The following is a 20828-nucleotide window of genomic DNA, read 5'->3' on the forward strand; positions in this document are numbered from 1 at the left end:
GGTAATCCGCGGCTCGCGTGCCCGCCGATTATCCGGTGAGGTACGCGAGCTCGTCTTCCATGGTCGCCACGCGCTGTGCCGCCGACTTGTCGTCAACGGCCCCGACCACGGTCACCTCGACGCTGAGCCGGCCGCAGAAGGTGAGGATGACGTAGTTCGGGACTTCACGCTCCGCTGCGGCCACCGGCGGGTGTTGCGACGCCGCTTTCCCGAATATCCCACGGAAGTCGACGATCTCGAGCCCCGGCGGGTGGCGCGGCGCGGACATCACGCCCCAGTTGGTCGAGGAGAGCACCCGGCTCGGTCCCGTCCCGACGATCCCGGCTTCGAGGGCGGCCGGAAAACGCAGGCCTGCCCGATGCACGCTGCCGTCGAGCAGCCCGGCGCGCAATCGATGGTGCACCGTCCGCGCCAGGCCGACGATGGCCTGGCGCGCACGCGCCGGCTCGTAGATCGCGTAGCCGAGTACGTTGGTCGCCGTGGTCTTTTCGACGATGGGTAGCAGGCGAGTGCGCATGTCCACGGGATAGAAATAGGTCAGCGCGGTTATCGGCACTCGCTGGATGGCCGCCTCGGTGCGCAGGATCGCGGCCGAGAGCAAGGCGTTGACGGTGAGCCCGTTGCGGTGGCCGAACGCGATCAGTGCCGAGGTGTCCTCGCGGTCGAGTCGAATTCGCGCTGAGCACACGGCACGCGGTTTCGGAACGGCCTGCACCGGACGCACGACGGCAAGCCTTGTCGCGTTAGGTGATTCGGTAGGAATCGGTGCGATGCCGCGTGCCTCCGAAAGCGCCTCGAATGATGTCGGAAACGCGTACGGCCCGTTGGTGACCGCGCTGCCCGCGACGAGATCGGTGTAGCAGGACCAGAAGTCGGCCACTATGGCCAGTGCGTGTCTTCCGTCCGCGATGGCGTGATGGACGAGCAGTGTCACCGCGGTGCGTTCGGCGTTCTTCACGATGTGCAGCCCGGACAACGCGTACTGCGGATCAATGCGAGCACCGGCCAGTGGGTCGTCGGTGTCGCCGGCGCGGACGGTGACACCGTGGTGCGGGCCTGGGGTTTCGACGAGCATCACGTCGTGGCCGACCGACTGCAGGCGGGCGGTGAGCGCCGGGTAAGTGTGGGTGAGGACCTCGTACGCCTGAGCGAGCAGCCATGGATCGAGGTCGCCGCGCACCAGCGCCGAGTAGCCGACCACCGTGCCGAGGCGGACGAACATCCGTTCGCTGGAGGTGAGCGGGCGGACAGCACGTGGCTCGGGCATACGTTCCTCTGTCGCGACAAGATGGTCGATCGCCACAGGCAGAGGACCGTCGAGGGGGTGGGTTGACGACGATCCTCTGCCCGGGCACGTGACGACCAGTCCGCTCCACGTTGGTCGTCACTGAGGGGGAGGCGGGATGAGGATACCGCCTCCCGAGGCCAACTTTAACCATAAACAACGGCACGATCAATAGCGTCCTGGTAAATAACGGTGAATAGATCGGACGCCCAGGAAGGGTGGGATCGTCACGTCCGCGCGGGAATTCGACTGCCGATGGCCGGACCCGTGTCCCCACTGTTGGGGAGAAGCTGCGCGCAACCTGGTCGCACAATGGGAACTTGGGTCGCTCGGCGGGGTCGATCCAACCACGAAAGTGCGGCGACTGACCGAGGCATATGGTCAGTCGCCGCACTAGGGAAGGTCGGCGGCCAGAGCCTTCAGGGAACCGCCGACAAGATCCACTATACCCCTAGATGGCGGCAATATAAATAACGGCCCGGTAAATAACGTCACATTAGCTGTCGGATTTGCCCGCGCGGACCGCTCCGTAATCCTTCCCTCTGCTGGGAATGGCCTGGTCTGTTCGCCCTTGCCGGACAGCTATGGTCAAGCTCGAGATCGTCTGAAGGGAAGTCCGAGTTGACAGCGGCTGAGGACGCGTTCTACACGGGTGTGCAAAGTCTGGGATTGGTCGCCGGTGGGGTGCGCAACGATGAGCACGCGGCCGCCGCTTTCCTGGCGGCCACCAACCTTGATCCCGACATGTGCGATGCCTGGCTCGGGCGCGCGATGTCCGGCGAAGTCACCGCCGAGGTGATCTACGGCGCCTACCGATCAGTGCACAATCTGTACCGCGATCAACAGCGTGCGGGACTCGTCGATCGCGCACTGTGGTGCCAGGTCGAGATCGGCATGTACGGCCTGCGCGCCGCGATGGCGGATCGCGATCAGATCGCCATCGCCCAGGCCTGCTCCTATGCGTCGGCGGGCGAGTGGCGCGAGGCCGCCGCGATCATCGAGGATGTGCCGCGCGACGACGTCGCCGAATTCGTGCGCATGTCACTGTTCTTCCGCACCGGCCAGTGGACCGAAGTGCTTGCCGCGCGCACTGCCAAGCCGGTGCTGGAGGACGGGCTGCTCGATATCGCGGCCGAGCTGATGTCGGCCCAGTCACTGGCCCATCTCGGTCGATCCGGCGAAGCGCTGCCGCGCGCGCAACGGATCGTGGAGGAGGCCTCGTCGGGCAACCTGTCCTATATCTGGGCGGACGCGCATTTCTTGCTGGGAATGTTGTTGCGGCACAACGGGGATCACGAGGTCGCCGAGAAGGTCCTCAAGGGCCTGCAAGGGTCGGGACTGTGGCAGGAACGCCCGCAATGGCAGCGCGCGGTCCGGGACAAGACCTATCAGCTCGAGGTCACTCCGGCCGAGGTCATCTCCTCGCGCACCGACAAGTGGGACCCCAAGTCCGGGGACGATCCGGCCGAGGTGGCGGCCACGGCCGCGCGCGCCGAGCGGGAAACCCTGCTGGCCGAGGCGTCCGACCTGCTGCGCGCGCAGATCGGCATGGATTCGGTCAAGGAGCAGGTCGATCGGCTGAAGTCCGGCGTGCTGATGGATCAGGTGCGGGTCAAGCGCGGACTCGCCGTCGACTCCAAGTCGCAGCACCTGATCTTCTCGGGCCCGCCCGGCACCGGTAAGACCACCATCGCGCGGGTGATCGCCAAGATCTTCGCCGGTCTCGGTGTCGTCGACAATGCGGACGTGGTCGAGGTGTCGCGCAACGACATGGTCGGCACCCATCTCGGCCATACCGCGCCCAAGACCAACGCGCTGATCGATTCGGCGCTGGGCGGGGTGCTGTTCGTCGACGAGGCCTACACCCTGATCCAAGAGGGTCTTTCCGGCGGTGACGCCTTCGGTAAGGAGGCGGTCGACACCTTGCTGGCGCGCATGGAGAACGACCGCGACAAGCTGGTGGTGGTCATCGCCGGGTACGACGACGAGATCGATCGGTTCCTCGGCTCCAACGAGGGACTCGCGTCTCGATTCACCAAGCGGATCCGGTTCGCCAGCTACGACCCCGACGAGCTCGTCCAGATCGCCGATCACATTGCGCAGAAGAAGGATTCGATTCTCTCCGAGGATGCGCGCGAGGTGCTGCGGGCCAGGTGCGCCGACTTGGCTGAGCGGCGCAAGAACGGTCGCCGCTTGATCGACCTCGCAGGCAACGGTCGTTTCGTGCGCAACGTCGTCGAGGCCGCCGAGGCCGAGCGCGACTACCGCTTCACCAGGGACAACCTGGATATCGGGTCGATGTCGGATCAGGAGCTGATGACCATCGACGCCTTCGACATCACCACCGCGCTAGAAGGGCTGGCGCGGACCACGTAGGTCTGGCGGAAGGAACGAAAACCGGTGGCGCGCTTTCGAGTAGTGACCAAATACCAGGTCTCTGGTTGGCGGTTCCTGCTGCGTCGGATCGAGCACGCGCTGGTGCGCCGCGACGCCTCCATGATGGACGACCCGGCGCGGGGCCGGTCCACCGCGTTGTCCATCGGGATTGCGCTCGCCTGTGTCGGCATCGCAGGCGCGGCGGTGCTCGGATTCTTCAAGCCGGACAAGAAGATCGCGAACTCCAAGATCGTTGCCGAATCCGATACCGGCGCTTTGTTCGTTCGCGTCGGTGACCGGATGTTCCCGGCGCTGAACCTGACCTCGGCGCGACTGGTGGTCGGATCGGCGGAGAATCCGGTGCGGGTCTCGCGCGCCGAACTCGCGAAGTTTCCGCGCGGGCCATGGGTCGGCATTCCTGGTGCGCCGGGCAGCATCGTCGATTCGGGCGACCGGAAATCGTCGTGGACGGTGTGCGACACCGCGAAACTCGGTGCGGCCGCCCCGGTGAGCCCGACGACCGGGCTCCCGACCGTCACGCTGTCGCCGGTGCGCACCACCGCGATAGGCGGCCCGCTCACCGTGGACGGCGACGCCATCCGTGGGCTTGCTCCCGGTGAAGCCAGATTGTTCCGGGACAGCTCGACGACGTGGCTGGTGTACGCCGACGCAGCAAAGGGAGTGGTGCGCGCGTCGATCGATCTGCGTGATTCGCCCGCCGTGCTCGCCCTCGGCATCGACCCGACGGCGGCCATTGTCGCGGTCTCCAAGGGCCTGATCGGCGCGATCCCCGAGGTGCCACCGATCCGTGTGCCGGTGATACCGGGTGCGGGCGAGACGGCATCGCTGCGTTCCGGGCCGAGTGTGCCCGTCGGTTCGGTGCTGACCGTGTCCACCCCCGATCGGGGTTCCTCTCATTATGTTGTCTCGCAATCCGGTGTGGTGCAGGTGAATTCGGTGGTGGCCGCGATGCTGCGTAGCGCGGATTCGCACGGTTCGGCGTCGAGCCGCATCGTCGGCCCCGATGTGATCGCGGCGAATCTTCGGCCCGGTTCCTGGCCGGGGACCGAGGCCTTTCCGGCCGACCCGGTCAAGCTCGTCGATCCGGCCCGCTTCGGGGTGACCTGCTATCACTGGTCGCGCACGGGGACCGAACAGAACGCCGTGACCGAACTGCTCGTCGGTCGGCAGCTGCCGTTGCGGGCGGAGGAACAGAGTCGCGTCGTCGATTCGGTGACCGCGCCGATATCACGGGGCGGCACCGCCGATTCCGCATATCTGCCGCGGAACACGGGCCGCTTCGTCCAGGTGACCGGTGCCGACCCGGCCTCGTCGCGGCGCGAATCGCTGTACTGGATTTCCGACAGCGGGGTCCGCTACGGGATCGATATCGGGCAGAGCCAGACGGGCACCGATCCGACGCTCGCGGCACTCGGGCTGCGCACACCCGTTACGGCGCCGTGGAGCATCGTCTCGCTGTTCGCGGTCGGGCCGACGCTGTCCCAGCGTGATGCCAAAGTGGTGCACGACGGCATCCCGTCCAACAAGCTTGTCGCTGGGCTCGGCGGTGAGGCCCGGTGACGAGCACGCGCCGATTCGTCCGGCCCGCCCGCATGGAGCGCGGCCCGAAAGCGCCCGCCGTCACCGAGCTGCGGCTGGAGCCACCGACCGAACTGCAGAAGCCGGTGCCCGCGTCGCGGATCAAGATGATCATGCCGGTGGTCATGGTCGCGGCCATGGTCGGCATGGTGGTGATGATGTTCCGCGGCGGCGGGGCGATGTCGCCGATGATGCTGTTCTTCCCGATCATGATGATGGTCTCGATGGCGGGCATGATGGGCGGCTCGATGTTCGGCGGCGCCGGTGCCGGCGGTAGCGCCGCCGACCTCAACGAGGAACGCAAAGACTACCTGCGCAGTGTCGCCGACAACCGGAAGACGGTGCGGGAAGCCGAGATCGAGCTGCACGAGTACCTGCGGCACACCCATCCCGGCCCGGCAGGCCTGGCCAGGCTGATCGGCGGCAAGCGGATGTGGGAGGTGCAGGTCGCCAGCCCGCAGTTCCTGCGGGTGCGGGTCGGCCGCGGCCGGATCCCGAATCAAGTCAGGGTGATCGTGCCGGAGGCGGCGCCGACCTCGGACCTCGACCCGGTCGGCGTGGTCGAGCTGACGAAGTTCGCGAAGGCGTACTCCACCGTCGGCGGGATGCCGGTCGCCATCAATCTGCTGTCGGCGCCGCAGGTCGGGATCGACGGTGATGCCGAGGCGGTGGCGGGTCTGGTGCGGGCGATGATTGCCGAGGTGGTGGTGTTGCACGGGCCGGACCAGGTGGCGGTGGCCGCGGTGCTCACGGATCCCGATGCGCCGCAATGGTCCTGGCTGAAATGGTTGCCGCACACCCAGCACGCCAGCGACACCGATGCGATCGGACCGAGCAGGATGGTGTACCGCACCGTCGCGGAGTTGCGGGCCAAGGTGCTTGCCGGGCTCAATCGTGGTCCGTTCTCGGCGAATTCCGAACCCTCGCTCGACCGCAAGCATTTTCTGCTGATCGTCGAGGTCGGCGGCGCCGGGACCGACCGCGATATCTCGGGTATCGACGGCTGCACCTGGTTGCGCCTCGGGCCCGCGGAGCAGACCTTGCCGCGTGCGCTGAAATTCGTGGTGGACGAGGACAGTTCGTTGCACGAGGTGACCTCGCGGGGCAAGCGGCGGGTCGGCGTCGCCGACACCATGGCCATCCCCGCGGTGACCGCGGTGGCCCGCAGCGTGTCGCCGTACCGGCTGTCCACCGTGGTGGAAGCCGTTGCCGCGGAACAGGCCAAAGGTGGCACCTCGTGGGAGGAGATGGTCGGCATAGCTGATCCCGGCCACATCCTGGTCGAGCGCCGCTGGCCGCGGCTGCGCGACGCCGATCGGTCGCGGTTGAACATCCCGTTCGGGCACGATCCGGCAGGCAGCGTCGTCTATCTCGACATCAAGGAATCGGCCGAGGAGGGCATGGGCCCGCACGGGATGTGCATCGGCGCCACCGGTTCCGGTAAGTCGGAATTCCTGCGGACGCTTGTGCTTTCGGCCATCGCCACGCATTCGCCGGACGTGTTGAACCTGCTGCTCGTCGACTTCAAGGGCGGCGCGACCTTCCTCGGCTTCGACCGGCTGTCGCACGTGACCGCCGTGGTGACGAACATGGAGGAGGAGGCTGATCTCGTCACCCGCATGGAGGACGTGATCAACGGCGAAATGGCACGACGGCAACGGATTCTGCGCGATGCGGGCAACTTCGCCAGCGTCGCCGACTACGAGCGGGCCCGCGAGCAAGGGGCTCAGCTGCCGCCGCTGCCGACGCTGTTGATCATCCTCGACGAGTTCGCCGAATTGCTGGAGCAGTACCCGAATTTCGCGAAGCTGTTCGTGGCCATCGGCAGGCTCGGTCGTTCGCTGCGGATCCATCTGCTGCTGTCCTCGCAGAAGGTGCCCGCCAATCGGATGGGTGAGCTGGAAGCTCACCTGTCCTATCGAATTGCGTTGCGCACCAATCAAACCAGCGATTCCCGCGATGCCATCGGCACCGCAGACGCCTACCATCTGCCGAAGAAGCCCGGCGCGGGTTACCTGCGGGTCGGCTCCGGTGAGCTGCAGCGGTTCCAGGCTGCCTATGTCGGCGCACCGTATGCGCCGCCGGTGCAGGTCTCGGCGGTCAGCGCGCAGCGCGCGCGCCGGGTCGGCGGCGGGTACAAGCCGCCGCAGGCATTCACTGCCGGGCAGGTCATCGACGTGCGGCCCGCGCCACAGCTGGAGCCGGAGCCGGAGGTGACGCCGGATGTGCCGGGGGCCGATCCGTTGACCGTGATGGAGACGGCGCTGCAGCAATTTGCCGGACACGGCCGACCCGCGCACAAGATGTGGCTGCCGCCGCTGGTCGTGCCGCCGACGCTGGACGCGCTGGTGCCCACGGTGACGGCGGGCATGCTGCAGCTGCCGCTGGCCATCGTGGACAAGCCGCGCCAGCAACGTCAGGATGTGTGGACGGTCGACATGTCCGGGGCGGGTGGACATGTCGCGGTCGTCGGTGGACCGCAATCCGGGAAATCAACGGCCCTGCAGACTTTGGTCGTGTCGGCTGCCTCGACACACACTCCCGAACAGGTGCAGTTCTACTGCCTCGATTTTTCCGGTGGTCTCTCGAGTCTGCGCAAGCTCCCCCATGTGGGATCGGTCGCTTCGTCACGCGATGTCGACCGGATTCGGCGCACCTTCGCCCTTATCACGAATCTCCTGGCGCACCGACAGTCGCTGTTCGCCGAACTCGGCGTCGACACCATGCGCGAATTCCGGCGTCGGCGTAGCTCAGCTCGCGAATCCGCGGAACTCTCCGCTCGTGGCGATCTGTTCGGCGATGTCTTCCTCGTCATCGACGGCTGGGATCTCGGCTTCGCGGTGAGCGGGCCGTTCTACGACGAATACATGCCGGTCCTGGAATCCATTGCGGTGCAGGGCCTCAACTACGGTATCCACCTCGTGCTCAGCAGTTCACGCTGGGCGGCGGTGCGACCCGGTATCAAGGACCTGGTGCAGACGCGCCTGGAGATGCGTCTCGGCGATCTCACCGACACTGTCTTCATGCAGCACCGCACCATCGTCGCGGCGATTCCCGCGGATCGTCCGGGACGGTGTATCTCCACCGAGGCGCTACACATGCTCACCGCATTGCCGCGGATCGACGGCAGCGGTGAATCCGATTCTGCCGCTGCGGGTTTGTCGGCCGCGATCGAGCAGATCGGGCAGACCTACCGTGGCCGTCACGCGCCTGAGGTGCGATTGCTGCCCGCGCAAGTCGGCTTGGCAGAGATTCGTGCACAACTGCCCGAACCGGTGACTGCGGCCGATCGACTGGTGGTCCCGTTCGGTATGCGCGAGTCCGACCTCGGCGCCGCTGCCATCGATTTCGGTGTCTCGCCGCACTTTGTCGTATTCGGTTCGTCCGGCTGCGGAAAATCGACGGTGCTCGCGGCGCTGTTGGAAACGATCCGAACTCAGTTCACCCCTGCGCAGGCGAGGGTCCTGCTCATCGACTACCGCCGTACCCATCTGGACGTGGTCCCGGATGAACTGTTGATCGGTTACTTGACCAGCGAGCGTGATGTGGTGGACGGCCTGCCCGCATTCGCGGCGAAGATGCGCAGCAGGCGCCCCCCCGACGGGGTGACCTCGCAGCAGCTCAAAGAGCGCTCCTGGTGGAGCGGTCCGGAGATCTTCGTGGTCATCGATGACTACCACATGGTGGTGCAGCGTGGCATGGGCAACCCGCTCGACGCGATCAAGGACATCATCGTGGACGGCAGGGACACGGGTCTGCACATCATCGCGGCGCGCAACATCGCACAGGCTGATTCGGCGCTGTACGACAATGTGCTCGGTCAGGTCAAGAACCTCAATTCGTCGGGTCTGATCATGGACGGCTCGAAGTTCGACGGCATGCTGATCGGCGACGTGAAGCCGACCAAGCAGCCGGTCGGCCGGGGCATCTTCGTCGAGCCGCTGCTTTCCCGGCGCGATCTCGTCCAGGCGGCGTGGTCACCAGTCACCGGTTGACGAGCAGGCGGGACGGGCTGCCATGCGCTGGCCATCGGAAAGTCTCTCCACTGCTGGGAATAGCTTAACGTTCCTTTTGTATCGCTCATTACGAGCTGGCGCGAGTCGATAGGACGATCCTCATGTCTTTCGAAATCTATCCAGAGCAGCTCCCCCTCATCGGTGCGCAGCAATCCGCGAACGCGGCGAGCTTATCGGCAACAACGGGTGCCATGCAGGTCGCGGCTGTGCCCGTGCCCGCAGCTGCCGACGTCGTGAGCGCCTGGGCCGCAGGATTTCTCCAGGGCTATCAGCCGGGCTTCTTCGGCATGACGACCACCCCTGGCATCGCCCATTTGGCTACCGGTTCTCAGGTGCTGACTCCGGTCGCCGCCTCGTACACCGCCTCCGACCTGAACGGCGGCCCAGCCATCGCCGCCGCGGCCTCGACGCTACCGGCCTAGGGCACGAGAGCTAAGGGTCAAGCCGCCATGCTTCCGTTCGAACTCGGTGCCACGCTGCCGGAAATCGCCTGTATCAGATTGCTGTCCGGTCCAGGCGAGCTGCCGATGAACGCCACCGCCGCCGCCTACGCCAACATGGCCGACGCCCTCGTCGCGGCCGCAGGCGGTTCCGACGGCTCCACCAGAAGCCTGGGGGATTCGTGGCGCAGCGAGACGTCGGACAAGGCGCAGGCCGCGTTTCACCGACACGCGAACTGGTTACGGCAGCAGTCCTCGGTCGCAGGTCAGGTGGCTGCTGCGGCCGCCACAGTAGCCGCAGCCTATTCGGCGGCACGGACCTACGCCGCGGCGACGCTTCCGATCATCATGACGAACCGGGTAGCCTTCGCCAGCCTCACGATGACCAATACGATGGGGCAGAATTCCCCGGCCATCGCGGTGAACGAGACCGTGTATTACCTGTTGTGGCTGCAAACGACTGCGGTCATGAATGGCTATGCGAGCCAAGTGATGGGCGCGATGGCGACCATTCCGCCGCCTGCGCCGCCACCGCATATTGTCATGCCAGGCGGTATGGGCGCGCCGCACCTCGGCATGGATGGGCTCGGCGATCCGGCTGGACTCGGCAAAACCCTGACCGACGCGACGAATGCCGCGAACTCCGCGGCTGAGCAAGTCGCCAATCAGGCGGTCAACGGTGCCGCGGACCCGGTGTCCAAGGCGGCCGAGTCACTCACGGATCCGGCAACATCACCGGAGTCACTTGCCCAGCAGGCAATTCCGGACGGGAACCAGGCCACTATGTCGCCAGCCGACACACTCGCCGATCCCGGCGCGAGCGGGGTCGACGGGGGATTGGCACAGCAAGGCTTCCTCGGCACCTCGCCCTACTCCGCAACCCTCGCCGGCTTGAACGGCGGCGTGGGCAGCATGTCCGCCCTCGGCATGATCCGTGGCGGGCTCGGCTCGATGTCGGGTGCCTCGACCGGGTTCCGGATGCCGTCGAGTTGGCCATCGGGCCCAGGCACTGCTTTTGGCGCCGCAACGCCCCCACCGGCCGGCGCGCCCTTCGCGCCGCCGATGGCGCCGACCGGCGCCACGGCGCCTGTCGGACAACTGCTCCGGCGTCACGAGGACACCGAGCGCGGTCCAGGCCGAGTGTTCGTGCCCGGCATGCAGTACGAGGTGCCCACGCTCGAACAGGCGCCTGCCTTCGGCGTCCTCGAATACCACGACGAGGACGCCATCGAAGCGGTGGCAGCGGAGTCAGTGCTGCTCGGTGTCCTCGGGCCCGACGATGATGCCGAGTTTCGGCCATAGAACGTCCCCGGTGATTGTGCACCGAGGCCGAAGTTGAGACCGATCTGGAAGGAAGATCAAAATGGCATACTCATTCGAAGGTGACCCGGCTCAGGTAAGGGCGACCGGTGTGAAGACCGAGGCGCTTACCCAAGAGATGAACGGATTGCTCGGCCGGATGCTCGGCATTGCGGACCAGCTGCGTCCGATACTGAAATCTCCGATTACCGGCGTGGCGACGCAGAATGCGTTCACGAACAACGATGGCATCGGTCGCAAGATGACGGGGAACATGTCCGAAATCGGCACCAATCTCGGTGTCGGCGCGGCCAAGGTGGATGATCAGGATGCCAATTCGGGCCAACAGGTCAACGCTGTCACCGGGGGCTCCGTAGTGGACACCAAATTCTAGATCGTCGCGGATATTGTTCCCGATGTAGCTGAAAGGAAATGTAATGACTGGTCCAATTGTAATTGATCATGTTCGAATCGCCGCGGCGCTCGAAGAATTTGGTAACGTGGCGAACCTTATCGAAGCCAAGAACGAGGATATAAACACGAATAAAAACGAGCTCATGGCCGGTTTCGTCGGTGTCGGCGCCTCTGGATACGAAGGCGTGATGCGCGATTGGACGGCGAATATGACGGAGTTCAAGGCGTCGCTGGTCAGACTGCGTAATGCGGTCCAGGCTGCGTCCGACGAGTTCCACAGGACCGATGTCGGCGTCGGCCAGCTTTTCCACCGGTAAGGGTGCTGGAACGGAACATGGCCGTCTGAAATCGGTTTCCAACTTTGGTGCAGGTGTGAAGTCCGACCCCGTCGCGATCGACCTGAACGTCGATGCCGCTCTGTTGTTGAAAGACATCGTCGGCATCGACTCTTACCCTCCGGTGCTTGCCTTGTTGCCGAACATCTTTCGGTTCGAGGACCGGGACCGGGTGCGCGCGGCCGTTACGGCCGAACTCGTCGAGATCGGCGTCATCACGGACGGCCGCGTGCACAGGGAGGTAGAGCGCTGGCTGTGGTGTCTGTACCGGCCCGACATAGAGCTGTCTGCTCGGGTCATAGCTACCGGCCGCGGCGGCGAGGCGCAGACCATGCTGCGGCTGTCGCTGGTGCGTGGTGGCGACCAGCACGTGCTGGCGGTGCGGCACGACGACGAGATCGTCATCCAATCCGTGTTCCACGAGCACGGTGGCTCGGATCCGGTGCCTGCCGCCTTGGCGACGGCGTTGGGGCCTTGTCCGCCACTGCGTTTCACGCCGATGACCGCGACGCTGGCACAGTTCACCGAGGTGCCCGCCGATCCGGACGAACGGCGCTCGGCTCTTGCCGAATTGGGCGCACGGCCGCAGACCGCGGCGGCGCTCACCAGGGCGCTCGATGAGATACATCGGCGCGCGGAAGTAGTACTCGTCGAACATCAAGACGGCGGCTCGGTGGAACCGGAGGTGTGCCTCAGCGTGTTGGACACCGCCTTCGGGCGGATCGTGGTGACGCCGAGCGTCGCCATGGACGGTGAGGTCAGGTCGACCTACGCGCCCGGCGACGACGCCGCGCTCGCGTCGGGTATCGCGGCGTTGATCGACCTGCTGCCGAGCCGAAGCTGGTTCGGCGCCAGCAGAATTCGATGAACGTCCGTGGAGCAGGAAACGTCCGTGGAGCAGGAAAGGACGACCAAATGAGCCGACAGGGCACGAATGGGCATGCGGTCGAATCCGCGCCGTCGCGCAGTGGTTATGACGCCTACTTCTCCTCGGACGAGAGTTCCCAGAACCAAGCGCCGACGCCGGGATTCGCCCGTGACGCGGGCGCTCCCGTGATCGGGCAACCACCACAGGGCGATCCGGCCATTGCGCCAGAGGTGCAGCCCGCGCAGTCGGCAGACCCGACCCCGCCGAGTACGAACGCGGCTGCGCGACAAGCGGCCCCGCAGCCGCACCAGGCCTTCGAGCAGTGGCGGGCCGCGAGCACCCCCGATTCGACGACCGGACAGCAGGTCGCCAGGTCCGGCCCTCAGGTATGGACCCAAGGCCAGGAGATCGAACTCGCATCGGGCGTCGAAGTCTTGCCCGCCACGCTGACTTCGATGGATCTGCTCGCCGAGATCACGGCCGCGAACCGAGCCAAGCTGAAGTCCAGCGCCGGAGTGCGCGGAGCGCTCAACAAGGTCGGCTTCAATCTCGGCCTTTCCCCGGCCGAACAACGCACCGAAGACCGGCGCGCCCGTATCCGCCGCCAGCTCACCGCGTCGTATCAGATCGCGGTGGTGAGCGTGAAGGGCGGCGTCGGCCGGACCACCACCACGGCAGCACTCGCCTCGACCTTTGCCGCGCTGCGCCCGGATCGCGTGATCGCGATCGACGCCAATCCGGACTTCGGCGATCTGCCGACCCGCACCGCACCGCACCAGTACGGCCTGACCTTGCGCGATCTCGTGCAGTCGTCGAACCTGGACGCCTTTTCCGCGGTCCAATTCTTCGCCTCGGTCAATTCGGCCGACCTCGCCACCCTCGCGTCGCCGTGGACCACCGAGGCCAACGAGACGCTGACCGGGCAGGAGTACCGCAGCGCCGTCGACATTCTGCGCAAGCACTACAACTTGATGCTCGTCGACTGCGGCACCGGCCTGATGGATTCCGCGACCGGCGCCGCGCTGCTGTCGAGTTCGGCGATGGTGGTCGTCACGCCTGCCACCGTCGGCGGCGTGAAAGGTGCTGTGGCCACCCTCAATTGGCTGAACTCGCACGGTATGCACCATCTGGTCGCCAATTCGGCGGTCGCGATCGTGCAGCCGCAGCGGAGCAAACCGATCGTCGAGGTCGAGGCGATCGAGAAGCTTTTCGCCTCCGCGCAGCGCCCGACCTTCCTGCTGCCCTACGACCCCCATCTGGCCGAGGGCGGCGAGGTCGACCTCCGGCTACTGGACAAGGAAACCATGCTTGCCTTCGAAGAACTCGCCGCGGGCTTGGCCGACGGGTTTCCCGCCTATCTTGCGGGGGGCAATGACCGCGGAGGGTGGGCATGAGCACCGCCATCGCGCCGACCCCGACCCCGGCACCCCAGGCATCGGCGGAGGTGGCGCGGGCGCGGATCGCCGTCATGGTGTCCACCTATCAGGTCGATGTCGTGGTGCCGACGCGATTCACCATCGAGACCTTCATCGATGATCTGCTGGCCGTGCTTTCCCGGGTCATCGAGGACGAGGACGTCGACTTCACCCCGCCGAGCGGGCAGTGGAGCCTGGCGCGACCCGGCGAATCGCCGATGCCGCGGTGGCGAAGCCTGGCCGATCACGACGTCACCGACGGCACTGTGCTGATGTTGTCCACCGTGGCCTCCGCAGAGGTTTTCACGCCGGTCGTCGAGGACATCACCGATGCGCTCGCGCTGATCAACGAACGCGAATTCGCCGAGTACGACGACACCACCGCGGCGATCACCGGGTTGACCGCGTTGGCCGTCGGCGCGGTCGCGATCGCGGTGCTGCTGTCCTGGTCGTGGACCATGACCGGCTCGGTGCTGTGGTGTGCGCTGCCCGCGCTGTCCTTCGGCATGGTCTGCCTGGTCGCGGCCGTCGTTGCGCGGCGCCGCGCGGCCGAGGGCCGGATCTGTCTCGGCCTGACGGTGGCCTCGATTCCGCTGCTTTTCGCGGGCGGCGCGATGCTGGTGCCGCCCGCCTACGATGTGCCAGGCCCGTTCGCCGCGGCGAACCTGGCGGCAGGCGCGGTGGTCGCCGCGATCGCCGCCGCCGTCATGATGCGGGTGACCGGGCTCGGCATCGCCACGTTGATGGCGATCACCGTGCTCGGCGCGCTGGCGGCCGCCGCCGCGATTCCCTTGACCTATCTGAATGTTTCGGTGCGTCAGGTGGCCGGTGCCGCCGTGCTCGTCGCGCTGGTGCTGCTGACGAGCGCGGCCAGGCTCGCGGTGGTGATCGCGCGGATCCGCCCGCCGGATCTGCCCGACCCAGGCACCGAGGTCGCACCGACCACGCTCACCGATATCTTCGACGCCGAATCCGGCGCCGAGCGGCCCGACGACGGCGAGCAGGAGCGCGTCGGCGGCAGCATCGAGAGCCGCGCCAGGCTTGCGGTAACGAGCCTGCGCGGTCTGATCGCCGCGATCGCCACCGTGCTTTCGGTCGCCACCGTCGCTGCCGCGGCCGCTGGGCCAGGCGGTATCCGGGAGATCGTGCTGTCGAGCGCGGTCACCGGTCTACTCGCGATGCGGGCGCGCTGGCATCCGGATCGCGTGCAGGCGATCGCGTTGGTCTCGGCCGCTGCGCTCACCGTGGTCGGCACGGCCGCTGTGCTGGTCGGTGTGTACACGAGCCCGCTCGCCCGACTGGTCGTCGTCTTCGTTGTCGCGCTGGTGGCAGGCCTGGGCTGCGTCGCGGCGGTGACGTTGCCCGGCAAGCGGCTCTCGCCGGTCACCCGGCGGGTGACCGATTTGATCGAATACCTTTTCATCCTTGTTGTTCCGATCATCTCCCTGTGGATCATGGGCGTGTACACCGCGATGCGGGCGATCTGATGAGCATTGGCCGCGCGGTCGCGACGGCACTGGCGGGCACGGTGCTCGCGGTAGGAGCCGCGCCCGCGGCGGCGGTCGTGCCGCCAGAGGTAGTGGTCGGCGCGCCGCCGCCCGACGCTGCGCCAGGACCGGAGGCCCCGACGAAACAAGACAAGGCCTGCGTGGCGACCGGTGTGCTGCCCGACAGCGACCTGTCCCGCACGCCACCTCCCGAACTGGCGCTCGATCTGGCCCAAGCCAGATCGTTGAGCCGCGGCGGCGGGGTCACCGTCGCAGTGATCGATACCGGGGTGAGCGCGAATCCGCGACTGCGCGATCTCGTCGGCGGCGGTGACTACGTCACTGCGGGTGGCGATGGACTGTCCGATTGCGATGCGCACGGGACGCTCGTCGCAGGCATCATCGGCGCGAGTGCCGATCCCGCGGACGGCTTCACCGGCGTCGCGCCGGACGCCAGAATTCTGTCGATCCGCTTCCGCTCGGGTGCGTTCTCTCTCGAACAGCCGATCTCGGACGAAAACCAGCGGCTCGCCTTCGATATCCGGGCGCTGGCCCGTGCCATCACGCACGCCGCCAACCTCGGCGCCGGGGTGATCACGGCCTCGCTGCCGATCTGCGTGCCCGCGGGCGCAGGCATCGATCAGTCGATGCTGTCCGCGGCGATCGGCTATGCCGTGCATGTGCGCGGCGCCCTGATCGTCGCGGGCGCGGGGAACACCGGCGGCCAAGGGTGCGAACAGAATCCGGGGATCGACCCGACCCGGCCGGATGACCCACGCAACTGGCGCGACGTCAAAACCGTTGTCACGCCTGGATGGTTCGCCCCCGCGGTGCTGACCGTCGGCTTCACCACCGCGAACGGCACCCCGATGCCGGAATCGTTGACTGGGCCATGGGTTTCGGTGGCCGCGCCCGGTACCGGCATCGAATCGCTCGGCCCCGGTGGCGGCGGCCTGATCAACGGCGTCGGCGAGCCGGGCAAACTGGTGCCGGTCGGCGGCGCGTCCTTCGCCGCGGCCTACGTCAGCGGCGTTGCGGCACTGCTGCGTTCGCGTTTTCCCAGCGAAACCGCGGCTGAGATCAGTGCCCGCCTGACGAGCAGCGCGCACGCGCCTGCACGCGGCATCGACAACGTCGTCGGCGCCGGGGTGATCGATCCCGTCGCCGCCCTCGGCTATCGCACGCCGCCGCAGCCGCCGGCGGGCTTGGCCGGCGCCGGCGTGCTGACGATGCCGGAACCGCCGCGCGCCAAAGACATTCGGCCACCGCTGACCGCGACGGTGGTCATCTGCAGTGCCGTGCTGCTCGGTCTCGGCGCGAGCTACGGCAGCGCGGTCCTCCGGAGGCGCCGGTGAAGCTGCCGAAGATCGAGAGCGCTGCGATCGAACGGGGACCCGTCGCCGCGATCGTGGTGGGCGGCAGCCTCGTGCTGTCCGGAGTGTGGGCGCGTACGCCGTGGTGGGTCGCCGCGGTGCTGGTCGGAGGGTTGTTGACGGTGGTCATCGTCCAGGTCAACAGCCGCACCGGCGCCCGCTGGCTGCTCGACTGGATCGAGTACCGATTCGGCCGCACCGCACGGGCCGCCGCGCGCACGGACGCGGCGCAGGTCGGCGACGTCGACGTCGCGGCGGGGACATGCGGTATCAAGACCGCTGGCACCACGTTGGTCGCGATGATCCAGCTCGCGCCCAACCTCGACCTGCCGACGGTGATCGCCGAGACCAGCGTGTACACCGAGGACACGATCCCGATCGCGGCGTTGCTGCCGATGCTCGACCACTACGGCCTCGCCGTCGACATCGATGTCGTGACGACCGGCCAGCGGGTCCGGCCGACCGGCAGCTACAGCATGCTCTACGACCAGCTGATCGGTGCGCATCCGGTGGTCGGGCACCGCCTGACCTGGCTGGTGGTCCGGCTCGATCAGGAGCGCAACCTCACCGCGTTGAGCCGCCGAGGACCGGTCGAGCAGATGGCGCCCAAGGCGCTGGCCACTGCGGCGCACCGCATCGCGGGCAGGCTGCGCGAGCGCGGCATCGCCGCACACGCACTGCCCGCGGCCGCGTTGCTCGAGGCGAGCCGGATGCTGCACGTCGGCGTGGAACTGTCCGATCTGCGGGAGAAGTGGAGCTGCCTGGAATCCTCGGCGCCGGGCCGTTTCGTGACGAGCTTCCAGATCGATTGGTCCCGGCTCGACGGCGCCGGACTCGACGAGTGCTGGTCCTGGCATCGCGGCCGGACCACGTTGGTGGTGAGCCTGACCGGTGCGACCGCCGAGCCACGCGCCATCGCCCGCTACGTCGGCCCGCAAGTGACCACCGAACCACCCGACTATCTACGGCTGCTGACCGGGCGGCAATCCACCGCGCTGCTGGCCACCCTGCCCTCGGGCGCAACGGCACACGCGCTGCCCTTCCGCCGCCCACGCAAGGAACTGCCGTGGGACGAACTCTGCGCCGACCTCACGGTCGCGATCGGACCCAACGGCCAGATCCTCGGCGCCATCAGCGGACAGCCACGACACACCCTGGCCTTGCCGCTGTTCGATCCCGCGCGCTACAACCCGCGGCGGCGCACCATCGACGTGCACGCCATGCTGCCGGTGGCGCAGCAACTCGTCTTGCGCGCCATGGTCGTCGGCGCGGACGTCGAGGTGCACTCGACGCGGCCGCAACGCTGGTCGCAGCTGGTCGCCGCGGTCGGGGATCCGAATTCGCTGCGGATGGCCGTCGACCCGAGCACCGGCGCCGCGGAGCAGGAACCGACGCCGGCGACGATCACGGTGTTCGACAATCTGCCGCCGCACGCCTCCGGCGCCCAGACCACCGTCACCATCAGTGATCCGGGCGGTCCGCGCCAGCGCTCGGTGGATCTGGCGATCGACCAGGTCAACGCGACGACCGTCGATGTCAGTATCCCGATGCGGACGGTACGGGTGAATCTGATCGAGCCTTGGGGCGAGACGCGCTATTACGGCGCGGCAGAGCAGCAAGGCTCCAACGGCGCAGGGCCACCGCGGACCGGATTGCCGTCCGGCGGGCATCGCGCGAGCTGAAGGGATAGGTAATGTCTACCACTGTGTCATTGGACCCCCAGTCGGGTGCAGGCGACGTCGCCGAACACCAGGGCGGCGACGAAGAACAGACGCCGAGGCAAGCCGCCGCGGCGATCTTTTCCCAGCGCCTCGCCGAGCTGATCGCCGAGTCGGTCGTGTCGACCGAGGACGGTTCCGCGCGCTCGCTGACGCTGTATTCGCTCGCGCAGCACCTCGAGCTCGCCTATCCCGATGTCCCGGTGTCGCAGTCCGGCTTATATCGGCTCATCAACGGTGAGGCGATTCCCCGGCTCGATCTGATCATCGCGTTGGCGCGCGTATTCGATGTTCCGCCAGAGTATTTCGTGACAGTCTCGGAGCGGAACACGGACAGCTGGGCGCGCTGACCGCTGTTCCCGTCGGTGGGAATCGGCGGCAACGCCGCGCGTTCGGATCCTCGTACGATCCGGGGTATGTCAGAGCAGGACCAGGGGGACATCTTTCTCCGTCATCGCGGCGCGGTCCTCGAAGCTCTGTTGACCGAGCCCGCGGAGGCACCGGCGCCGACGGAGTCCGCGCCCACCGAACCGGAGGCCGCGAGTACCCCGGATCCCGTGCCGACCGAGGGGCCGAGCACCGAGCCGATGGCGCCACCGCCGCCGATGCGGCAACGGCCTGGTGGCGAGCCGAGGGCAAGCGATCGGATCATCGCGCTGCTCAACGGTGCTCCTCCCGGCGCGCCGTTCGAGCCGGACTTCGCCTCGGATCCTGATCCCGTCGCGGCGAGCCGGACCACCACGCCGCAGCCGCAGCCGCCCCAGCAACCGCAGCAGCAGGAGGCGAGCCGCCTCGGCTCGACTCAGGCGTCGGCGCAGCGGCTACTCACCCAGCTGCGGAAGCCGAAGGTCATGCTGGCGGTAGCCGGCGTGCTCGCGCTGCTGCTCGTCATCGTGCTCGCGACCAGTGGCGGCAAGGAGAAACAGGACGCCGCGCAGTTGCCGGTCGTCACGCCGTCGGCGGCGCCGGTGACCTCAGCGCCGCCGACGTCGGGCGCCGCGAGTTCGCTCATCCAGGTCAAGTCCGCGGTGTCGCGCTGTCCGGCAGGCAGCACGCCGGGCATGGACGCGTTCGGCGGGCAGCAGGGGAAGGCCTGGTCGTGCGAGCGCGCGTTCAAGATCGATGGTCAGGTGCTGACGATCGAGCTGGACAAGGAATACCTGATCGATTCGATCGGCATCGTGCCCGGCTGGGACAGCGTCAGCGCGGACGGCGTCGACAAATGGTCCAAATACCGTACGGTGAGCCGGGTTTCGTATCAGTTCGCCGATCCGAAGACCACCACCTACACCCAGCAGACCCTCGATCAGCGCACGCTGGTCGTCACGAAGCTGGACCCGCCGGTGCGCGCGTCGCAGATCGTGCTGACGGTCCTCGCCTCGAAGGGTGATCCGACCGTCAACACCGTCGCCATCTCCTCGATCATGATCACCGGACGTTAGCAGGCCGCCCATGTCGCACCTGGTCTGTCAGTACTGCTCGCACCGCAACACCGGTGCCGAGTCCAGGTGCACGCACTGCGGCGGACCGCTGAAGGCGGCCGAGAAGCTGCTGGCCGCCGCGACGGGACCGCTGGTGACCGGCACGGCCGAGGCCGCCGTGGCAGGCGCGGCGAATGTCGTCAAGGGCGTGGAAAAGACTGTCGCCAAACATATTCCGTGGCGGCTCGGGATCGTCGGCTTCGCCGTGCTCGCGGTGCTGGGGTTCTTCGGTATTCGCGCGTGCTCACTGCCGACGTTGTCGCTTGCCCCGGCCGACCCGTCCAGGTCGTTGCCCGTCGCGCTGCGGACCGCAGCGCAGTGCGAGCAGCCGGACGGGGCGACCAGAACAACCAAGTGCGTCATCGGGGCTAACGATCCGTTGCTGCTCGGGGGTATCGCGGGCGGGCGGCCGTTGGCCTTCACCATGGCTGTGCTGCCACCGGATCGGCTGATGCAGACGCTCGGTCAGTGGCGGACGGCAGGCGGCGTCACCGTGGCGGACGGCCCGGTCTTCGCCGCGATCGGGCCGACCTCGACCGTGTGGTTCGCCGATCAGCGCACGGGGTTCCGCTTGGAAACCGAGGCATTTACCGGCCGCGCGGCCGCACAGACTTTTCTCGCCCGCACCGGACTAGGTACCACAGGACGCCCATAACGTACCGCTAAATAGTGTTACATTAAGTAAGTGTCCAAGCGGCGTGTGGTCCGGGCGGCGAATCTCG

General features: G+C 67.2%; 16 protein-coding genes. 15 read left to right on the plus strand and 1 reads right to left on the minus strand.

Annotation, left to right across the window (positions count from 1 at the left end; genetic code table 11):
- Window positions 1–28 precede the first annotated feature (28 nt).
- Window positions 29–1267: a phthiocerol/phthiodiolone dimycocerosyl transferase family protein gene (locus tag NA11_RS00650; protein WP_141717302.1), complete on the minus strand. Its 1239-nt coding sequence runs from the start codon at window positions 1265–1267 to the stop codon at window positions 29–31.
- Between the two features lie 639 nt (window positions 1268–1906).
- Here NA11_RS00650 and eccA point away from each other — a divergent pair.
- The 15 genes from eccA (at window position 1907) to NA11_RS00725 (ending at window position 20761) form a co-directional block, all read left to right on the plus strand.
- Window positions 1907–3661, plus strand: coding sequence for a type VII secretion AAA-ATPase EccA (gene eccA / locus NA11_RS00655; protein WP_069159721.1), 1755 nt, complete (start codon window positions 1907–1909; stop codon window positions 3659–3661).
- A 24-nt stretch (window positions 3662–3685) separates the two neighbouring features.
- Window positions 3686–5242, plus strand: coding sequence for a type VII secretion protein EccB (eccB, locus tag NA11_RS00660; protein ID WP_069159722.1), 1557 nt, complete (start codon window positions 3686–3688; stop codon window positions 5240–5242).
- On the plus strand, window positions 5239–9255 hold the full coding sequence (gene eccCa, locus NA11_RS00665) for a type VII secretion protein EccCa (RefSeq protein WP_084653845.1): 4017 nt from the start codon (window positions 5239–5241) through the stop codon (window positions 9253–9255). The genes eccB and eccCa overlap by 4 nt, the downstream gene beginning before the upstream one ends.
- 122 nt (window positions 9256–9377) lie before the next feature.
- Window positions 9378–9698, plus strand: coding sequence for a hypothetical protein (locus NA11_RS00670; protein WP_069159724.1), 321 nt, complete (start codon window positions 9378–9380; stop codon window positions 9696–9698).
- Window positions 9699–9725: 27 nt separating this feature from the next.
- Window positions 9726–11018, plus strand: coding sequence for a PPE domain-containing protein (locus tag NA11_RS00675; protein WP_069159725.1), 1293 nt, complete (start codon window positions 9726–9728; stop codon window positions 11016–11018).
- A 61-nt stretch (window positions 11019–11079) separates the two neighbouring features.
- On the plus strand, window positions 11080–11409 hold the full coding sequence (locus NA11_RS00680; RefSeq protein ID WP_141717303.1) for a hypothetical protein: 330 nt from the start codon (window positions 11080–11082) through the stop codon (window positions 11407–11409).
- A gap of 43 nt (window positions 11410–11452) precedes the next feature.
- Window positions 11453–11746, plus strand: coding sequence for a WXG100 family type VII secretion target (locus NA11_RS00685; RefSeq protein WP_084653847.1), 294 nt, complete (start codon window positions 11453–11455; stop codon window positions 11744–11746).
- 55 nt (window positions 11747–11801) lie between these two features.
- Window positions 11802–12632 (plus strand): ESX secretion-associated protein EspG, encoded by an 831-nt coding sequence (locus tag NA11_RS00690; protein ID WP_069159728.1) that lies wholly within the window; start codon window positions 11802–11804, stop codon window positions 12630–12632.
- Window positions 12633–12679: 47 nt separating this feature from the next.
- Window positions 12680–14026, plus strand: coding sequence for a MinD/ParA family ATP-binding protein (locus NA11_RS00695; protein WP_084653850.1), 1347 nt, complete (start codon window positions 12680–12682; stop codon window positions 14024–14026).
- On the plus strand, window positions 14023–15534 hold the full coding sequence (gene eccD / locus NA11_RS00700; RefSeq protein WP_069159729.1) for a type VII secretion integral membrane protein EccD: 1512 nt from the start codon (window positions 14023–14025) through the stop codon (window positions 15532–15534). Before NA11_RS00695 ends, eccD begins: the two co-directional genes overlap by 4 nt.
- The gene (gene mycP / locus NA11_RS00705; protein ID WP_069159730.1) at window positions 15534–16889 is read left to right on the plus strand and encodes a type VII secretion-associated serine protease mycosin; all 1356 of its coding nucleotides are present in this window, start codon (window positions 15534–15536) and stop codon (window positions 16887–16889) included. Before eccD ends, mycP begins: the two co-directional genes overlap by 1 nt.
- On the plus strand, window positions 16886–18589 hold the full coding sequence (gene eccE / locus NA11_RS00710) for a type VII secretion protein EccE (protein ID WP_069159731.1): 1704 nt from the start codon (window positions 16886–16888) through the stop codon (window positions 18587–18589). The genes mycP and eccE overlap by 4 nt, the downstream gene beginning before the upstream one ends.
- A gap of 11 nt (window positions 18590–18600) precedes the next feature.
- On the plus strand, window positions 18601–18975 hold the full coding sequence (locus tag NA11_RS00715; RefSeq protein ID WP_084653852.1) for a helix-turn-helix domain-containing protein: 375 nt from the start codon (window positions 18601–18603) through the stop codon (window positions 18973–18975).
- Between the two features lie 66 nt (window positions 18976–19041).
- The gene (locus tag NA11_RS00720; RefSeq protein WP_069159733.1) at window positions 19042–20067 is read left to right on the plus strand and encodes a hypothetical protein; all 1026 of its coding nucleotides are present in this window, start codon (window positions 19042–19044) and stop codon (window positions 20065–20067) included.
- A 10-nt stretch (window positions 20068–20077) separates the two neighbouring features.
- Complete coding sequence (locus tag NA11_RS00725; RefSeq protein WP_069159734.1) at window positions 20078–20761, plus strand: hypothetical protein; 684 nt, start codon at window positions 20078–20080, stop codon at window positions 20759–20761.
- Window positions 20762–20828: the final 67 nt, after the last annotated feature.

This window comes from Nocardia altamirensis NBRC 108246, from assembly GCF_001612685.1.
In the GTDB taxonomy this organism is placed as follows: domain Bacteria; phylum Actinomycetota; class Actinomycetes; order Mycobacteriales; family Mycobacteriaceae; genus Nocardia; species Nocardia altamirensis.